17 protein-coding genes are annotated in these 12,922 nt (G+C 70.9%); 6 read left to right on the top strand and 11 right to left on the bottom strand.

Features of this window, described 5'->3' with window-relative positions:
* Positions 1–76: 76 nt before the first annotated feature.
* On the bottom strand, positions 77–547 hold the full coding sequence (locus ACZ42Y_RS00730) for a hypothetical protein (protein ID WP_058370245.1): 471 nt from the start codon (positions 545–547) through the stop codon (positions 77–79).
* Between the two features lie 86 nt (positions 548–633).
* Here ACZ42Y_RS00730 and rnz point away from each other — a divergent pair, with 86 nt between their 5' ends.
* Complete coding sequence (gene rnz / locus ACZ42Y_RS00725; RefSeq protein ID WP_058370246.1) at positions 634–1,542, top strand: ribonuclease Z; 909 nt, start codon at positions 634–636, stop codon at positions 1,540–1,542.
* 57 nt (positions 1,543–1,599) lie between these two features.
* On the top strand, positions 1,600–1,830 hold the full coding sequence (locus ACZ42Y_RS00720; protein WP_269082798.1) for a hypothetical protein: 231 nt from the start codon (positions 1,600–1,602) through the stop codon (positions 1,828–1,830).
* Here ACZ42Y_RS00720 and ACZ42Y_RS00715 read toward each other — a convergent pair.
* The 6 genes from ACZ42Y_RS00715 to ACZ42Y_RS00690 all read right to left on the bottom strand — a co-directional run bounded on the left by ACZ42Y_RS00715 (position 1,827) and on the right by ACZ42Y_RS00690 (position 6,228).
* Positions 1,827–2,648, bottom strand: coding sequence for a phosphoribosyl-AMP cyclohydrolase (locus ACZ42Y_RS00715; RefSeq protein ID WP_464735521.1), 822 nt, complete (start codon positions 2,646–2,648; stop codon positions 1,827–1,829). The two genes, ACZ42Y_RS00720 and ACZ42Y_RS00715, sit on opposite strands and share 4 nt — an antisense overlap.
* 6 nt (positions 2,649–2,654) lie before the next feature.
* Positions 2,655–3,275: an imidazole glycerol phosphate synthase subunit HisH gene (gene hisH / locus ACZ42Y_RS00710; RefSeq protein WP_058370247.1), complete on the bottom strand. Its 621-nt coding sequence runs from the start codon at positions 3,273–3,275 to the stop codon at positions 2,655–2,657.
* Positions 3,260–3,559, bottom strand: a complete 300-nt coding sequence (gene hisE / locus ACZ42Y_RS00705; RefSeq protein WP_201783070.1) for a phosphoribosyl-ATP diphosphatase — start codon at positions 3,557–3,559, stop codon at positions 3,260–3,262. The genes hisH and hisE overlap by 16 nt, the downstream gene beginning before the upstream one ends.
* Positions 3,556–4,824, bottom strand: coding sequence for a histidinol dehydrogenase (hisD, locus tag ACZ42Y_RS00700; protein WP_058370248.1), 1,269 nt, complete (start codon positions 4,822–4,824; stop codon positions 3,556–3,558). The genes hisE and hisD overlap by 4 nt, the downstream gene beginning before the upstream one ends.
* Positions 4,825–5,640: an imidazole glycerol phosphate synthase subunit HisF gene (gene hisF / locus ACZ42Y_RS00695; protein WP_464735520.1), complete on the bottom strand. Its 816-nt coding sequence runs from the start codon at positions 5,638–5,640 to the stop codon at positions 4,825–4,827. It lies immediately after the preceding gene.
* 63 nt (positions 5,641–5,703) lie between these two features.
* The gene (locus ACZ42Y_RS00690; protein ID WP_464735519.1) at positions 5,704–6,228 is read right to left on the bottom strand and encodes a methyltransferase family protein; all 525 of its coding nucleotides are present in this window, start codon (positions 6,226–6,228) and stop codon (positions 5,704–5,706) included.
* Between ACZ42Y_RS00690 and ACZ42Y_RS00685 the strand changes: the two genes are divergently transcribed.
* The 3 genes from ACZ42Y_RS00685 (at position 6,215) to ACZ42Y_RS00675 (ending at position 7,974) form a co-directional block, all read left to right on the top strand.
* On the top strand, positions 6,215–6,457 hold the full coding sequence (locus ACZ42Y_RS00685; RefSeq protein ID WP_464735518.1) for a hypothetical protein: 243 nt from the start codon (positions 6,215–6,217) through the stop codon (positions 6,455–6,457). The genes ACZ42Y_RS00690 and ACZ42Y_RS00685 overlap by 14 nt on opposite strands.
* Positions 6,458–6,993: 536 nt before the next feature.
* Positions 6,994–7,212, top strand: coding sequence for a hypothetical protein (locus ACZ42Y_RS00680; protein WP_464735517.1), 219 nt, complete (start codon positions 6,994–6,996; stop codon positions 7,210–7,212).
* An 84-nt stretch (positions 7,213–7,296) separates the two neighbouring features.
* The gene (locus ACZ42Y_RS00675; protein ID WP_464735516.1) at positions 7,297–7,974 is read left to right on the top strand and encodes a hypothetical protein; all 678 of its coding nucleotides are present in this window, start codon (positions 7,297–7,299) and stop codon (positions 7,972–7,974) included.
* Between the two features lie 153 nt (positions 7,975–8,127).
* Here the strand turns inward: ACZ42Y_RS00675 and ACZ42Y_RS00670 are convergent, their stop codons facing one another.
* The 4 genes from ACZ42Y_RS00670 to ACZ42Y_RS00655 form a co-directional block, all read right to left on the bottom strand.
* Positions 8,128–8,757: an imidazoleglycerol-phosphate dehydratase gene (locus tag ACZ42Y_RS00670; protein WP_058370251.1), complete on the bottom strand. Its 630-nt coding sequence runs from the start codon at positions 8,755–8,757 to the stop codon at positions 8,128–8,130.
* Between the two features lie 83 nt (positions 8,758–8,840).
* Positions 8,841–9,587, bottom strand: a complete 747-nt coding sequence (locus ACZ42Y_RS00665) for a 1-(5-phosphoribosyl)-5-[(5-phosphoribosylamino)methylideneamino]imidazole-4-carboxamide isomerase (RefSeq protein ID WP_058370252.1) — start codon at positions 9,585–9,587, stop codon at positions 8,841–8,843.
* A gap of 2 nt (positions 9,588–9,589) precedes the next feature.
* On the bottom strand, positions 9,590–10,459 hold the full coding sequence (gene hisG / locus ACZ42Y_RS00660) for an ATP phosphoribosyltransferase (protein WP_236698094.1): 870 nt from the start codon (positions 10,457–10,459) through the stop codon (positions 9,590–9,592).
* Between the two features lie 151 nt (positions 10,460–10,610).
* Positions 10,611–11,342 carry a phosphoribosyltransferase family protein gene (locus ACZ42Y_RS00655; RefSeq protein ID WP_058370253.1) on the bottom strand — a complete coding sequence of 244 codons (732 nt, stop codon included), beginning with the start codon at positions 11,340–11,342 and terminating at the stop codon, positions 10,611–10,613.
* A 128-nt stretch (positions 11,343–11,470) separates the two neighbouring features.
* Between ACZ42Y_RS00655 and ACZ42Y_RS00650 the strand changes: the two genes are divergently transcribed.
* Entirely contained in the window at positions 11,471–12,841 is a 1,371-nt protein-coding gene (locus tag ACZ42Y_RS00650; RefSeq protein WP_464735515.1) for a BMP family ABC transporter substrate-binding protein, read from the top strand.
* The last annotated feature ends 81 nt before the right edge of the window (positions 12,842–12,922 follow it).

Genomic DNA, 12,922 nt, shown 5'->3' with positions numbered 1-12,922 from the left:
CAGGGGTTCCAGCATGAACTCGCTCGATATGGTTTGTGATGTATGACGTAGAAGAGGCTTTCCCCGCCCGGGGGGCTCACTCCCCGCGGCCGAGCATCTCCCGGTAGAGCCGCGCCGGGTCCTCCACGGGGAGCAGCGCGTAGGCTATGTCCTCGTCCCTCCCGCCCTCGATGAGGAGGTGGCGGTTCTCCCAGCCGAGGCAGCGGATGAGCACGTGCCTCCTCCCCTCAGCGCTGGAGATCTCCGCGAGAAAGCCGTCCACCAGCCTGGGGTGCAGCAGGCAGTCGAGGGCCGCCCGGAGGAGGCCGCGGAGCCTCTCCAGGTGCCCGGCCAGCTCCTCCTCCCCCGGCTCCCCCGCGCCGGCCTCGCGGTAGAGCCGGCGCAGGTCCTCAAGGTAGCCGGTGAGCAGCTCCGCGTAGGCCTCCGGGGCGTCCGCGAGAGCCTCCCGCACCAGCTCCTCCTCGCCCCGGCCGTGGATCCTCAGCAGGGCCCTCTCGAGCACGCTCCGAGCCTCCTCAACCAGCTCCTCGCGCCCCGGCAGAGGCATCCCAAGCGTCCTCCAGCCCCCAGGGGCCAGGGGAGGGGTTTTGATACCACCCGGGGCCCCGAGGGGCCAGGGAGAGGGGAGACGCCATGGAGCTGGGCCTAGTCTTCCTCGGCACCGGCGCCGCCCTGGCAGCCAGGCACCGCGGCCTCCCCTCCATAGCCCTCGTCTACCGCGGCAGCATAGTCCTCCTCGACTGCGGCGAGGGAACCCAGCACACCCTGGCCAGGGCCGGCCTAAGCCCCCTAAAGGTCGAGGCAGTGCTGATCACCCACCTCCACGGCGACCACGTCCTCGGGCTCCCCGGCCTCCTCCAGACAATGGCCATGCAGGGCCGCAGGAGGCCACTCCTCGTAGCAGGCCCACCCGGCCTAAAGGAGCTGATCGAGGCAGCGTCAAAGCTCACCCACTGGCTCCCAAGCTACCCCATATACATCGCCGAGCCGGCACCCTGGCAGACCCTCCACCTCCCCAGCGGCCTAGAAGCAAAAACCTTCCCAGCCGACCACACCGTGCCAGCCCTAGGATATAGGATCCAGGAGCCCAGGAGAAAACCCAGAATAAACCTCGAGAAAGCACGGAAGCTAGGCCTACAGCCAGGACCCCAGCTAGCAAGACTACAGCGAGACGAGCCAGTAAGAATAGGCACCAAGATAATATACCCGGAAGACGTGGTAGAGGAGAAGCCAAGAGCATCAATAACTTACACCGGGGACACAAGGCCAAGCCAGGCAACGATAAAGGCAGCCAAACACACAACAATACTGATCCACGACTCCACCTTCACCAGCGAATACGCCCGCGAAGCCCACGAGAAAGGCCACAGCACAGCCAAGGACGCAGCAACAATAGCAAAGCAGGCGGGAGCACAGCTACTAATACTAACCCACATCAGCGCCCGCTACAGGACAACACGCCCCCTACTCGACGAAGCCCGGAGAATATTCCCCAGGACAATAGCAGCAGAGGACCTAGCCAAACTACCAATACGGCCATAAACCCAGCCCCTCCGGGGTTGCGGGCTGGGGGTTTGCCGGCTGTGTGTTTGGCCTGGTGTGGCTCGTCTCCGGCTTGTTGCTCCCCGTGATGTGGTGCTTCCGCCTGCTAGCAGTAAGGTTGTGAAGTCCCTGGTTCTCCAGCGTGGCGGGTGGCTGGCTGGGCTCGCCTCGCCGAGGCAGGGCTACAAGCCGCTGTTCATCTCCATGCTGTACCGGGGTGGGAGGCACCTCTACGCGAGGGCTGGGCTCTCCCAGCCCCAGGAGAATGTCCCCTTCTACGCCTTCTAGCCCTCGCCCTCTAGGCCCGGGGGGGCCCGCAGCCTCAGCCCCGGCGGGTGCCCGGGGCTGGCCTCTATGAGCACGTCGACGCCCTCGGGGGCCTCGCCCTCGGGGGCGAGGAGGGCTGTCACGGCTGCGGGGGTCGCCGAGCGCTTCTCCGCCTCCTCCGCCAGCTTCTGGGCTGTGGCCGGGTCGGGGGCGTAGACTGCGACGCGGTCCAGCTCCCCCAGGGACTCGGGGACCCTGCCGCCCGCGGCGAGGTGGAGGCTTGCCTTCAGCCTCTGGGCCGCGAGGAGTGCTAGGAGCGAGCTGGGCCCTTCGGGGGCGAGGAGCGCCGTGACCCCTGCCCCCGCCCTGGCGCGTATCCTCTCGGCCAGGAGGCTTGCCGCCAGGGCTGCCAGGAGGGGGCTGGGCGGGGGCCTCCAGGTGGCGAGGGGGTGGGCCACCCTGCCGCCCTCGATCCTCGTGTATGGCCTCGTCTCCTCCAGTAGCCTCTCGAGCATCTCCCCCCTCCGGTCCGCCAGGTGGTTGTGGAAGCAGCTCCTCCTCCCCAGGTGGCAGACGTGCCTCCTCGGCGCGGCGACGTAGGCTGCCGCGTCCCGGTCGCAGTCGAGGATGACCTCCAGCACCTCGAGGACGCCGCCGCTGGTGGAGCCCTTGAGCCAGAGGCTGCCCCTGCTCCTGGAGTGGAAGTGGGCCAGCCCCGTCTCGGCTGTGAGCCTCAGCGCCTCCTCGCTGGCGTAGGCTAGCATGAGGGGCTCGCCGGTCACTGCGTCCACCACGGCTACGGGTACCAGCCTCCCCCTGGGGGCCTCGCCCTCAGCCATCCCTCCTCACCTCCGGAGGAGCCTCACCCAGTTCTCCAGCACCCTCCTGCCCTGCCTCCCGCTCCTCTCGGGGTGGAACTGGGTACCGTAGACCGGCGGCGCCTCCACCACGGCAGCGTACAGGGTCTCGCCGTAGCGGCTGGCTGCGCAGACCCAGGGCTCCTCAACCCGGGTGTAGGCGTAGCTGTGGACGTAGTAGAAGTACTCGCCGTCCTCCACGCCCTCGAGGAGCCTGCAGTCCCTCCCGGGAACCCGGTGGACCCTGCTCCAGCCTATGTGGGGGAGCTTGGCCGCCACGAGCCGCTCCACCTTGCCGGGGAGGAGGGCCAGCCCGAAGCCCTGCTCCCCCGCCTCCCTCCCCTCGGTGAAGACCAGCTGGAGGCCCAGGCAGACGCCGAGCAGCTGGGCCCCCATGCGCAGCGCCTCCCCCAGCTCCCGGGCGCAGTCGTGGAGCCGGGCGGAGGCGGCCTGGTAGGCGCCGACCCCGGGGAGCACGATGCCGTCCCACTCGCCGGGGTTGCGGATGCACTCCACCACCACCGGCTCCGCGCCGGCGCGGCGTAGGCCGGAGACGATGCTGTAGATGTTGCCCACCCCGTACCTCACCACCGCTACCCTCGGCGCCACCCGGCCCTCGCCTCCAGCTCCTCCACCACGTCGCAGATGCTCAGCCCCCTGAGCCGGAGCACGACCATGAGGTGGTATAGGAGGTCGGCGGCCTCCTCCAGCAGCCTCTCCCTCGGCCCGGCCAGCGCCTCCACCATGGCCTCCGCGGCCTCCTCGCCGAGCTTCCTGGCCGCGAGCCGTGGGTCGCGGAGCAGCCTCGCGGTGTAGCTGCCCTCGGGCATCTCCCTGGCCCGCCCCGCTATTACCCGGTCGAGCTCCTCCAGGAACCCGGTGCAGCCCGTCACCTCCCCCCGCCCCTCTCCAGCCGCCCCGCGTAGTACTCTATGCTCCTGGCGTGCCTGGTGAAGCCCTCCAGCCTCGCCAGCTCGGCCGCCGCCTCGGCGTACTCCTCGCCCAGCCCCGGCTCGGCGTAGGCCACGGGCCTCAGGAAAGTGTAGACGCCGAGCCCGCCCCTCCACCTTGCAGCGCCCCCGGTGGGGAGGACGTGGCTGGGCCCGTAGGCGTAGTCCAGCAGCGCCGGCGGGACCCCGAGGCTGACGAGCCCGGCGGGCGGCCGGGCCTCCAGCAAGGGCCCCGGGTCCCGGAGGTAGGCCACCAGGTGCTCCGGCGCCATCCTGGAGACTAGCTCCAGCGCCTCCCCGAGCCCCGGGGTGACTGCCACCGCCAGGCCCCCTATCTCCCCGGCCGCCTCCCTCCTCAGGATCCTGTAAACCTCCTCCGCCAGGCCCCGGGAGGGGGTCGCCAGCAGCGAGAGGCTGAGGGGGCCGTGCTCAGCCTCGGCAAGCATGTCCAGCGCCACCTGCACCGGGTCGGCGGACTCGTCTGCCACCACCGCTAGCTCCGTGGGCCCCGCGATCATGTCGACGCCGACCACGCTGGATACCAGGAGCTTCGCCGCCTGCACGTAGGGGCTCCCCGGCCCCACCACCATGTCCACCTTCTCCACCGGCTCGGCGCCGTAGGCCAGCGCCGCCACCGCCTGGGCGCCGCCCAGCGCGTAGACCGCGTCGGCCCCCGCCAGGTAGGCGGCTGCCAGCACAGCCGGGTGGACGGGGCTCCCCCCGCAGCCGCTCCTGCAGGGCGGGGAGGCCACCACCACCCTGCGGCAGCCCGCGACCCTGGCGGGGACCACGGTGTGGACCACGGTGGAGGGGTAGGGGTGAAGCCCCCCGGGCGCGTAGACCCCTACCCTCTCCACGGGGTGCCAGCGGAGCCGGGCGCCGGGCGCCCCGGCCTCCGGGGGGAGGGTGGAGGAGTGGTAGCGGCGGAGGGCCTCGACGGCCCTCTCCAGCGCCTCCACCGCCCGGGAGGGGAGCGCGTCCAGGGCCTGGCTCATCTCCTCCCTGCCCAGCCTCGGGTCCTCGAGGCCCACCCCGTCGAACCTCTCGCTGTACTCCCTCGCCGCCTCGTAGCCGCGGCGCCGGACGTCCTCGACTATCGGCCTAACCCTCTCAACGTACTCCTCGAGGCTGTAGCTCCTCCCGAGGAGCTCCTCCAGCTCCTCGGCGCCCGGGCCCCGGGGCCACTCCGCGTAGAGGATGCGCGGCACCTAGAGCCTCACCTCCACGCCCTTCTCGGCCAGGTACCTCTTAACCTCCCCTATGCTGAGCACCCCGTAGTGGAAGACGCCGGCCGCCAGCGCCGCGTCGGCCCCGGCCAGGGTGAACGCCTCGAGGAAGTGCCTCGGCTCCCCGGCGCCCCCGCTGGCTATCACCGGCACGTCCACCGCCTCCACCACCGCCCTGGTGAGCTCTATGTCGTAGCCCATCCTGGTCCCGTCCCTGTCTATGCTGGTGAGGAGTATCTCCCCCGCCCCCAGCTCGGCGGCCCTCCGGGCCCACTCGACGGCGTCGAGCCCGGTCGCGGCCCTCCCCCCGGAGACGTAGACCTCCCAGCCGCTCCTCGTCCTCCCCGTGCGCCTCGCGTCGATAGCGACCACCACCGCCTGGCTGCCGTACTCCCTGGCGGCCTCAGCCACCAGCCCCGGGTTCCTCACCGCGGCCGTGTTTACCGAGACCTTGTCTGCGCCGCTGCCGAGGAGACGGTCGAAGTCCCTGAGGCCGCGGACGCCACCGCCCACGGTGAAGGGTATCGAGACCACCGAGGCCACGTCGCGGACGAGGCTGTAGAGGGGCTCCCTCTGCTCAGGCGTGGCGCTGATATCCAGGAAGACCAGCTCGTCCGCCCCCTCCTCCTCGTAGCGGGCCGCTAGTTCCACGGGGTCCCCGGCGTCGCGGAGCCCCCGGAACCTGACCCCCTTGACCACCCTTCCCCCCGCGACGTCGAGGCAGGGGATTATCCTGCGGGCGGGCTGCCTGGAGCGGGTGGCGAGGAGAGCGTCTACCCATGCAATAGCCGCGGCCACCCCCGTGGAGCAGTGCCTGCCGGAGACGAGTCCACGGGCCCAGGGGCCCACCGGAAGCCCCTGCTATAACCCCTTCCCCCGGCCCCTCCTCGGCGGCCTCGGGCCGAGGGCCTTGGCGAGGCACCGGGGCCGGGGGTTGAAGGCGGGGACCCTCCTCCGGTACTCGAGGTACGCCTCGCCGAACCTCTCCAGGCTCTCCCTCTCGTCCAGCACCACGGCCAGGGCGAGGACAAGTACAGCCTCAGCCACCGCCAGGGCCACGGCGCCGGGCTCGGCGAGCAGGAGGGCTACGCCCAGCGGGAGCCAGGCCAGGAAGAAGTGCATGGGGTGCCTCATGCAGGAGTAGGGCCCCACGGTGACCAGCCGGTCCAGCTCGCCGAAGCCCCTCCCGGGGCTGCTCTTCCCGTAGACGGCCAGGTAGCGGCCGGTGACGGCCGCGGCGCGGAGCACCACGAGGAGCAGCAGGGCCCCGGCGGCGCGGCAGGCCAGGGGGCAGCAGCATCCAGCCCCCAGGGCGCGGCCGGCGAGGGGCAGGGCGGCTATCATCGCCAGCCAGGCGAGGCCCCGCACGGCGTTGCTGATCCTCAAGGCTCCCCGCTCCAGCCAGGCCCTGCCCCCGGGTTTATCCCCCTACCACGGCGCGGGGATGGGGGCGGCAGCGATAACAGGGGCGGAGACCCTTCTCCAGGGGCTGCAGGGCTGGGAGGCGGCCGCCAGGGATGAGGACGGGACGTGGAGGGCGGCGCCGCTCCTCACACCGGTCTTCGCCGCCCTCGCCGCCTACACCGCCCTCCACCGGGGAGCGCCGGGCGGCTAGGCCGCGGCGGCCGGGTACCGCGTCATAGAGGCCGAGATCTACGCGAACAGGTCCGAGGGGAGCCTGGTGCTCGCAAACACCACCTGTCTGGCAGCCGGGAGGGGGTGGAGGTTGTCGCCCGCCCGGTGGGCCGGAGCGTTGAGCCGGGGCTGAGGATACTGGTAGGGGCAGGATGACCCTGAGCGCGCCCGGGAGGAGCTACACTATCAACATGCCCTGTCTGCTCGCCCACGGGATGCCCCGATTCAGGATACAGATGCTCATACCCGGGTACGATGCGCCCCTGCAGCTCGAGCCAGGGAACTGCAGCATCAGCCTAGCCCTCCACTGGAGGGCCGAGGGCACCGGGAGGGCCAGGATAAGAGATCGCTGTTGTGGAGGTGGAGCCGGGGGAGAGGGCCAGGCTGATCCCGGCGGGGGCGGGGCCGGGCAACACGACGGGATGGTACACGGCCAGCGGCTCGACCAGGAGCTACGCGCTCCTAGTTGAGTAAGGCCAGGGCCAGGGCCGTGGGGGGCTACGGCTACACCCCGGCGTGGGCCCTGGGCTCTTCCGCCCGGGGGCCCAGACCCTCCACTTCAGGCTGGTGGACCGGGGGACCGGCAGGGTGGCGGGGCTCGAGCTGCCCGCCCGGAGGAGCGGGGCCTACTACCAGGCCCTGGTGCTCGTCATGGCGGGGCCCGGGGAGACCTGCTCCAGGCCCTCTACCCCCGGGGGCGTGGAACTGGAGGCCCCGGTGACCGTGGAGGGCTAGACCCCGGCGGGGCCTGGCGTCTTCCTCCTGTGGCCGCGTTGGAGCTAAGGCTGTGATACCGCAGCCCCCTGGACGGGCTACCCGGTGCCCCGCGGCCTCCGGTATAAGAGGATGGCTGGCCTCCTCCGCCGCCTGGCCGAGAGGCTGGGGCTGGGGCCGGGGGAGGCTCAGCCGGTCGTGGAGCGGCTCTCGGGCCTCTACGCCCACGGGGTCCTCGGCGCCAGCCACGTTGTGCTCGAGGCGCTCACCGCCTTCTGGCTCCACCGGGACGGCTACACTGTGTCGGTCGAGGAGCCCGTGGAGGGGCTTGTGGCCGACGTGGTTGCCCGCGGCGGCGGGGAGACGCTGGTGGTCGAGGTCGAGACCGGCTACACCCCGCCCCGGTGGAGCCATGCCCCGCTGGCCTACCACGCCGCGAGGCTCGCGGCCAAGGCGGCCAGGTACAGCAGGCTGGGGGACAGGTTTGCCCTCGCGATCCCCCTCGGCTACGCCGCGCCCATCCACCCGGCCCTCCTGGAGCCCCCGTGGAGGAGGAGCGTGGACGAGGTAGCGTGGCTGAAGAGGCTGGTCGACATGTTCTACACCAGGCCCCCGCTGGACGCCGGCATGCTGCGGGAGGCCCGGCTCGACGCGGTGCTGCTCCTCGACCCGGACAACGCCGCTGCCTACCCGCTCCCGCCCCGCAGGCTCCAGGGGCTCCAGCACCTAGTGGTCCAGGCCGCCCTCGCCGCCCTCTCGGCGCCCGGGGACTGGGAGGGCTAAGGGCCGGCGGCTCGGCGAGGCCGGGGCACGCTCCTCGGGTCCACGCCCGCCGCCTCGCCCGGCCCAATCCCCCTAGGCCACGGCGCTGAGCATGGCCAGGTAGCTCCCCGGCTCCTGCAGCCCCCGCCGGAGCAGCGCCACACGCCTCCGGCGCTACTCCTCCCCCGCCCCTCCCCTGGCCCCCGCACCCGGGGGCAGGATCACGCCCTTGGTGGAGACCACCGCGGCGCTGGGCGCCAGGGCCTGGCGGAGCGCCATGCCCAGGGCCTTGAACGCGGCCTCGGCCAGGTGGTGGTTGTTCCCGCCCTGGAGGGCCCTCACGTGCACCGTCATCGCCGAGGCGGAGGCGAGGCTCCACACGAAGTGCGGGATGTTCTCCGTGGCGAGGCCGCCCACCTCCTCCCTGGTGAAGGGGAGATCGACCCAGGCCCCGGGCCTCCCCGAGTAGTCGACGGCCGCGAGGACGAGCACCTCGTCCATGGGGACTATGGCGTGGCCGAAGCGGGCGACGCGGTAGCCGCCGGAGGCCACCGCCCTGGCCACAGCCTCGCCCAGGGCCAGGGCGAGGTCCTCCGCCACGTGGTGGTCGTCGACCCTCTTAGCCTCCTCGACCCGGGCCTCCAGGCCCCAGCCGGCGTAGTAGGCGAGGGTCTCAACCATGTGGTCGAGGAAGGGCACGCCGGTGGACACGCTCACCCCCCGCAGCTCGCGGGCGTCGAGGTCGAGGTCCACCAGGACCCTCGTCTCCCCCGTGACGCGCTCGACTCGGGCACGCCTGGCCAAGACTCCCTCAGCCTCCGCACGGGTGCCTCCGGGTGGACGCGTCCCCGAGGGTTAAGGATGCAGCCCCGGAGCGGCCGGTGCTGCTAGAGGAGGCCCAGGGGGTTGAGGGCGCCGGTGTAGAGGGCCATCCCAGCCACGGCCTCGTCGTAGCCCAGGGGGGCGAGCAGCTCGAGGTCCCTGGGCCCCGCCACGCCGCCGCTGTAGGCGAGCCTCTCCACGCCACGCTCCCTGGCGAGCCTGGCGAGCCTCGCGGCGCGGTGGAGGTCGACACCCCTCCCCTCGCCCTCGTGGAAGACCTGGGTGTAGAGTATGCCCCAGAGCCCCGGGGTGGAGGCCGCCCTCTCCACGGCCTCCCGCAGGGTGAGGGGCTCCCGGAGCCTCCAGCCCTGGGAGGCAGGGGTGGCGTCCCAGTGTTCCTCCACCGCCGCTACCAACACCCCGCTGTCGAGCGCCTCGACCGCCTCCTCCAGGAAGCCGGGGTCGCGGAGCCAGGCGCTGGCCACCACCAGCCGGTCCGCGCCGGCGGCGTAGGCCTCGCGGAGCGCCTCGATGCTCCTCAGCCCCCCGCCCAGCTGCACCCTGGCCCCGGTCTCCCTCTTCACCCTCGAGACCAGCTCGAGGACGCAGCGGCTGGGCCTCCCCCTCTCGGCGCCGTCCAGGTCCACTATGTGGATCGCCTCGGCGCCGAGGCTGTGCCAGTGGAGGGCGAGGCGGAGGGGGTCGCCGAGCCGGAGCCCGGTGCCCGGCAGGCCCCTCACCCTCTTCACCGCCTCGCAGCCGGAGACGTCTATGCTGGGCACCAGCCTGGGCCTCGAGGCCAGCCTCGGCATGGCTAGGGTATCACCCTGTCCACGCTCAGAACAAGTATGTCGCGGGCGCCCCTCCTCCGGGCCTCCACGAGCACCCTGGCGAGCCGGTCCTCGGGCACCACGGTGACCACCTCCATCATGGGCCTCGGGCCCTCCACCCTGGCCAGCGTGGGCCCCGACATGGAGGGGAGCGCCTCCAGCACCCTCTCCAGCGCCTCCACCGGCACGTTCATCAGCACCAGCTTGTACCCCCGGGCCCTCACCACGCTCCGCAGCGCCTCCACCACTGCCTCCACGACCGGGTCGCCCGGGTCCACGTGGTGGCCCCGGATGAGCTTAGCCTCGGTCTTCATAACCTCGGCTATCACCCTGAGCCTGTGGAGCCTGAGGGTCGTGCCCGTGGAGGAGACGTCGAGGATCGCGTCGGCCACCCCGAGCCTCGGCATGGCCTCCGCGGAGCCGGTTATCCTAACGATCCTCGCCCGGACCCCCGACTCCTCGAAGAACCTCCTCGCTATGTTGACAAACTTGGTGGCCACCCTCACCCCGTCCGGCAGGTCCTCCACCCTCTCAACCGGGGCCTCGTCCGGCACCGCCACTACCAGCCGGGCCCTCCCTATGCCGAGGCCCTCGACGACCTCGAGCCCCTCGCCGCCGTGCTCGGCTATATAGTCGAGCCCCGTCACCCCCAGCTCGGCGCCCCCCGCGGAGACCACCGCGGGTATGTCCTCGGGCCTCACGTAGACCAGAGTCACGTCCTCCCAGTTGGTGGGCACTATCAGCGCCCTGGCGGAGTCGGGGCTGTACTGGGGCTCGATCCCCGCGGCCTCGAGGAGCCGGAGCACGGGCTCCCTCAGCCTGCCCTTGCTAGGCACCGCTATCCTCAGGGTCAAGCCGCTGCACCCCCTGGAGCGGCCGCTGGAGAGCCGCCGGCAGGCCAGCCACAGGGAGGAGTCCCGGGCTAGCGGTGAACCCGGCTCATCTCCGCCCAGCCTCCGCGTAGCCCACGCCCAGCCCACAGGATTTAAGGCTGAGCCCCCGGGGCTAGAGCCCCGGCATCCTCCTGCTCATCCCCGGCTTGGTGAGGTGTATCAGCGCCTCAACCTCCTCGACGCCGCTCGTCTCCCTCCACTCCTCCCCCACCACCGCCACAGCGGCCACCGCCTCCAGCCGGGCCCGGGCCCGCTCCACCAGGAGCCGGAGCGCCCTGAGGGTGCGGCCGGTCTCCACGATGTCGTCCACCACAAGCACCCGGTCGCTCCTCCCCAGCGTGCCCCTGGGTATGCAGAAGCTCGGCTCCCCCGGGCTGCAGTCGTAGCCCTCCAGCCCGGGGCGGCGGCGCCTGGCGACCGTGAACGGGGTCTCAAGCGCGAGGCTGAGGCTGGTCGCCAGCGGTATCCCCGAGGCCTCCGGCACGAGGATCCTCGTAACCCCCCGGCCCTGGAGCCTCCTCGTGTAGTAGAGGGTCGCCAGCAGCAGGTAGAGGGGGTCCGTCAGCACTATGCTGGTGTCGAGCACCCCGCCGGTCTCAGCCATCCTCTCGGCCAGCGCCCTGCGGGGGTCGGCGAGCCTCCAGAGGCCCTCCAGGATAGCCCCCGCCTTCTCCGGGCCCGGGAGGCTCCTCCCGGTGACGTAGCGGGAGAGGAGGGGCGCCGGCACCCCCGTCGCCTTGGAGAGCTCCCTGTAGCTGTACCTCCTCTTCGCCAGCCGGAGCGCGGCCGCCACCACCGTGGATAGCTGGGCGCGCTCCAGCCTCCCGCCCCGCTTCCCAGGCATCCCCGGTCTCCACGCCCCCGGGGTCTCGTTAACACGGCTGTTTTAACAAGGAGCGCTCCACGCGTTATAGAACCCGCTTAATAACCGCCCCGGGGCCCCCGGCCCCCTCGCCATGGGTGCAGGCCTGGATGACGGACAGGCGCGAGTTCCTTAAGGCCCTCGGCGCCGGCGTAGCCGGTCTCATAATAGGCGCCGGGCTCGGCTACGGGCTCCGGGGCGGCGGGGGCGGCCAGGCCGGGACGCTGACCGAGACCAGGACGGTGACCGTCACCAGGACGGCGGCCGCCGGGGCCCAGGCCGGCGGGGCCGGGGGGAGGCTCAGGGCGCTCTGGGTCTACGTGGGCCCCATAGGCGACTACGGCTGGACCCACGCGCACGACGTCGGGAGGAGGAACGCTGAGAGGATTCTCCACGGCCTCGTGGAGACCAAGTACCTGGAGAAGGTGGCCGAGGACCAGGCCTACCAGGCTATAAAGCAGGCGCTCGAGCAGGAGCGCTTCGACGCCGTCTTCGCCACCAGCTACGGCTTCATGGACGCTGTGAAGAGGCTGGCCAGGGAGTACCCAGACGTGACGTTCTACCACTGCAGCGGGCCCTGGGAGGAGTTCGCGGACCTGCCCAACGTGGTGACCTACTTCGCCGAGTTCTACCAGCTCTACTACCTCAACGGGATAGCCGCCGGCGCCGTGACCAAGACCTGCAGGGTAGGCTACGTGCCCGCCTTCCTGACCCCAGAGGTGGTGCGCCACATAAACGCCTACGCCATGGGCTCCGTCCACGGCGCCAAGCTTATGGGCAAGTGCGGGAACGGGGAGAAGCTGGAGATCTATGTCTCCCCGCCCCTGCACGCCTGGTTCAACCCCGACAAGGCCCGCCAGTATGCCGAGACCCTGATCAACCAGTACAAGGTAGACGCTATAGCCTACACCGAGGACTCGACGGCGGTGCTAGAGACGGCTGCAGAGTACGGGGTCTACAGCTTCAGCCACTACAGCAACATGCTCGAGTACTTCACCAAGGGGAAGGGCTCGACGAGCCCTATAGCGAAGAGGATAGCCAAGTACCACCTCACCGGCCAGGTGGCCGACTGGACCCCGATCTACGTCTACCTCCTGGCCAAGAATATAACCGGGACGGCCGGGAAGGAGGACATCTGGGCCAGGATAGGCGACTTCGTCCCGATAAGGTGGAGGAGGCCGGTCAGCGAGTCCACGGCCGGCCGGCATGAGGGCGCTGTCTACCTGGCGCCCCTCAATACCCAGGCGATACCCGCCAAGGCCCTGGAGGAGATAAAGAGGCTCTACGAAGACATGAAGGAGCTGCTCTTCGAGCCCTACACGGGCCCGATAAGGGGCTACACCATAGACCCCGCGAGCGGCAAGAAGACCGGCGACGTGGAGGTCAAGGTGCCGCCGGGGACCCGCTGGGGCCGCAACGAGCTCTGGAGCCCCAAGACGATGAACTGGTTCTACGAGAAGATAGTCACTCTGGCCGGCTAGCCCGGGGGGAGGGGCCTCTTTTTCACCCTCCTCCAGCGCCCTCTAACACCCCCGGTGTAGGCTCGCCTTGAACGGGGACGC

This window comes from Pyrodictium brockii, from assembly GCF_055379715.1.
This window is presented reverse-complemented; position numbering and strand designations above follow the sequence as displayed.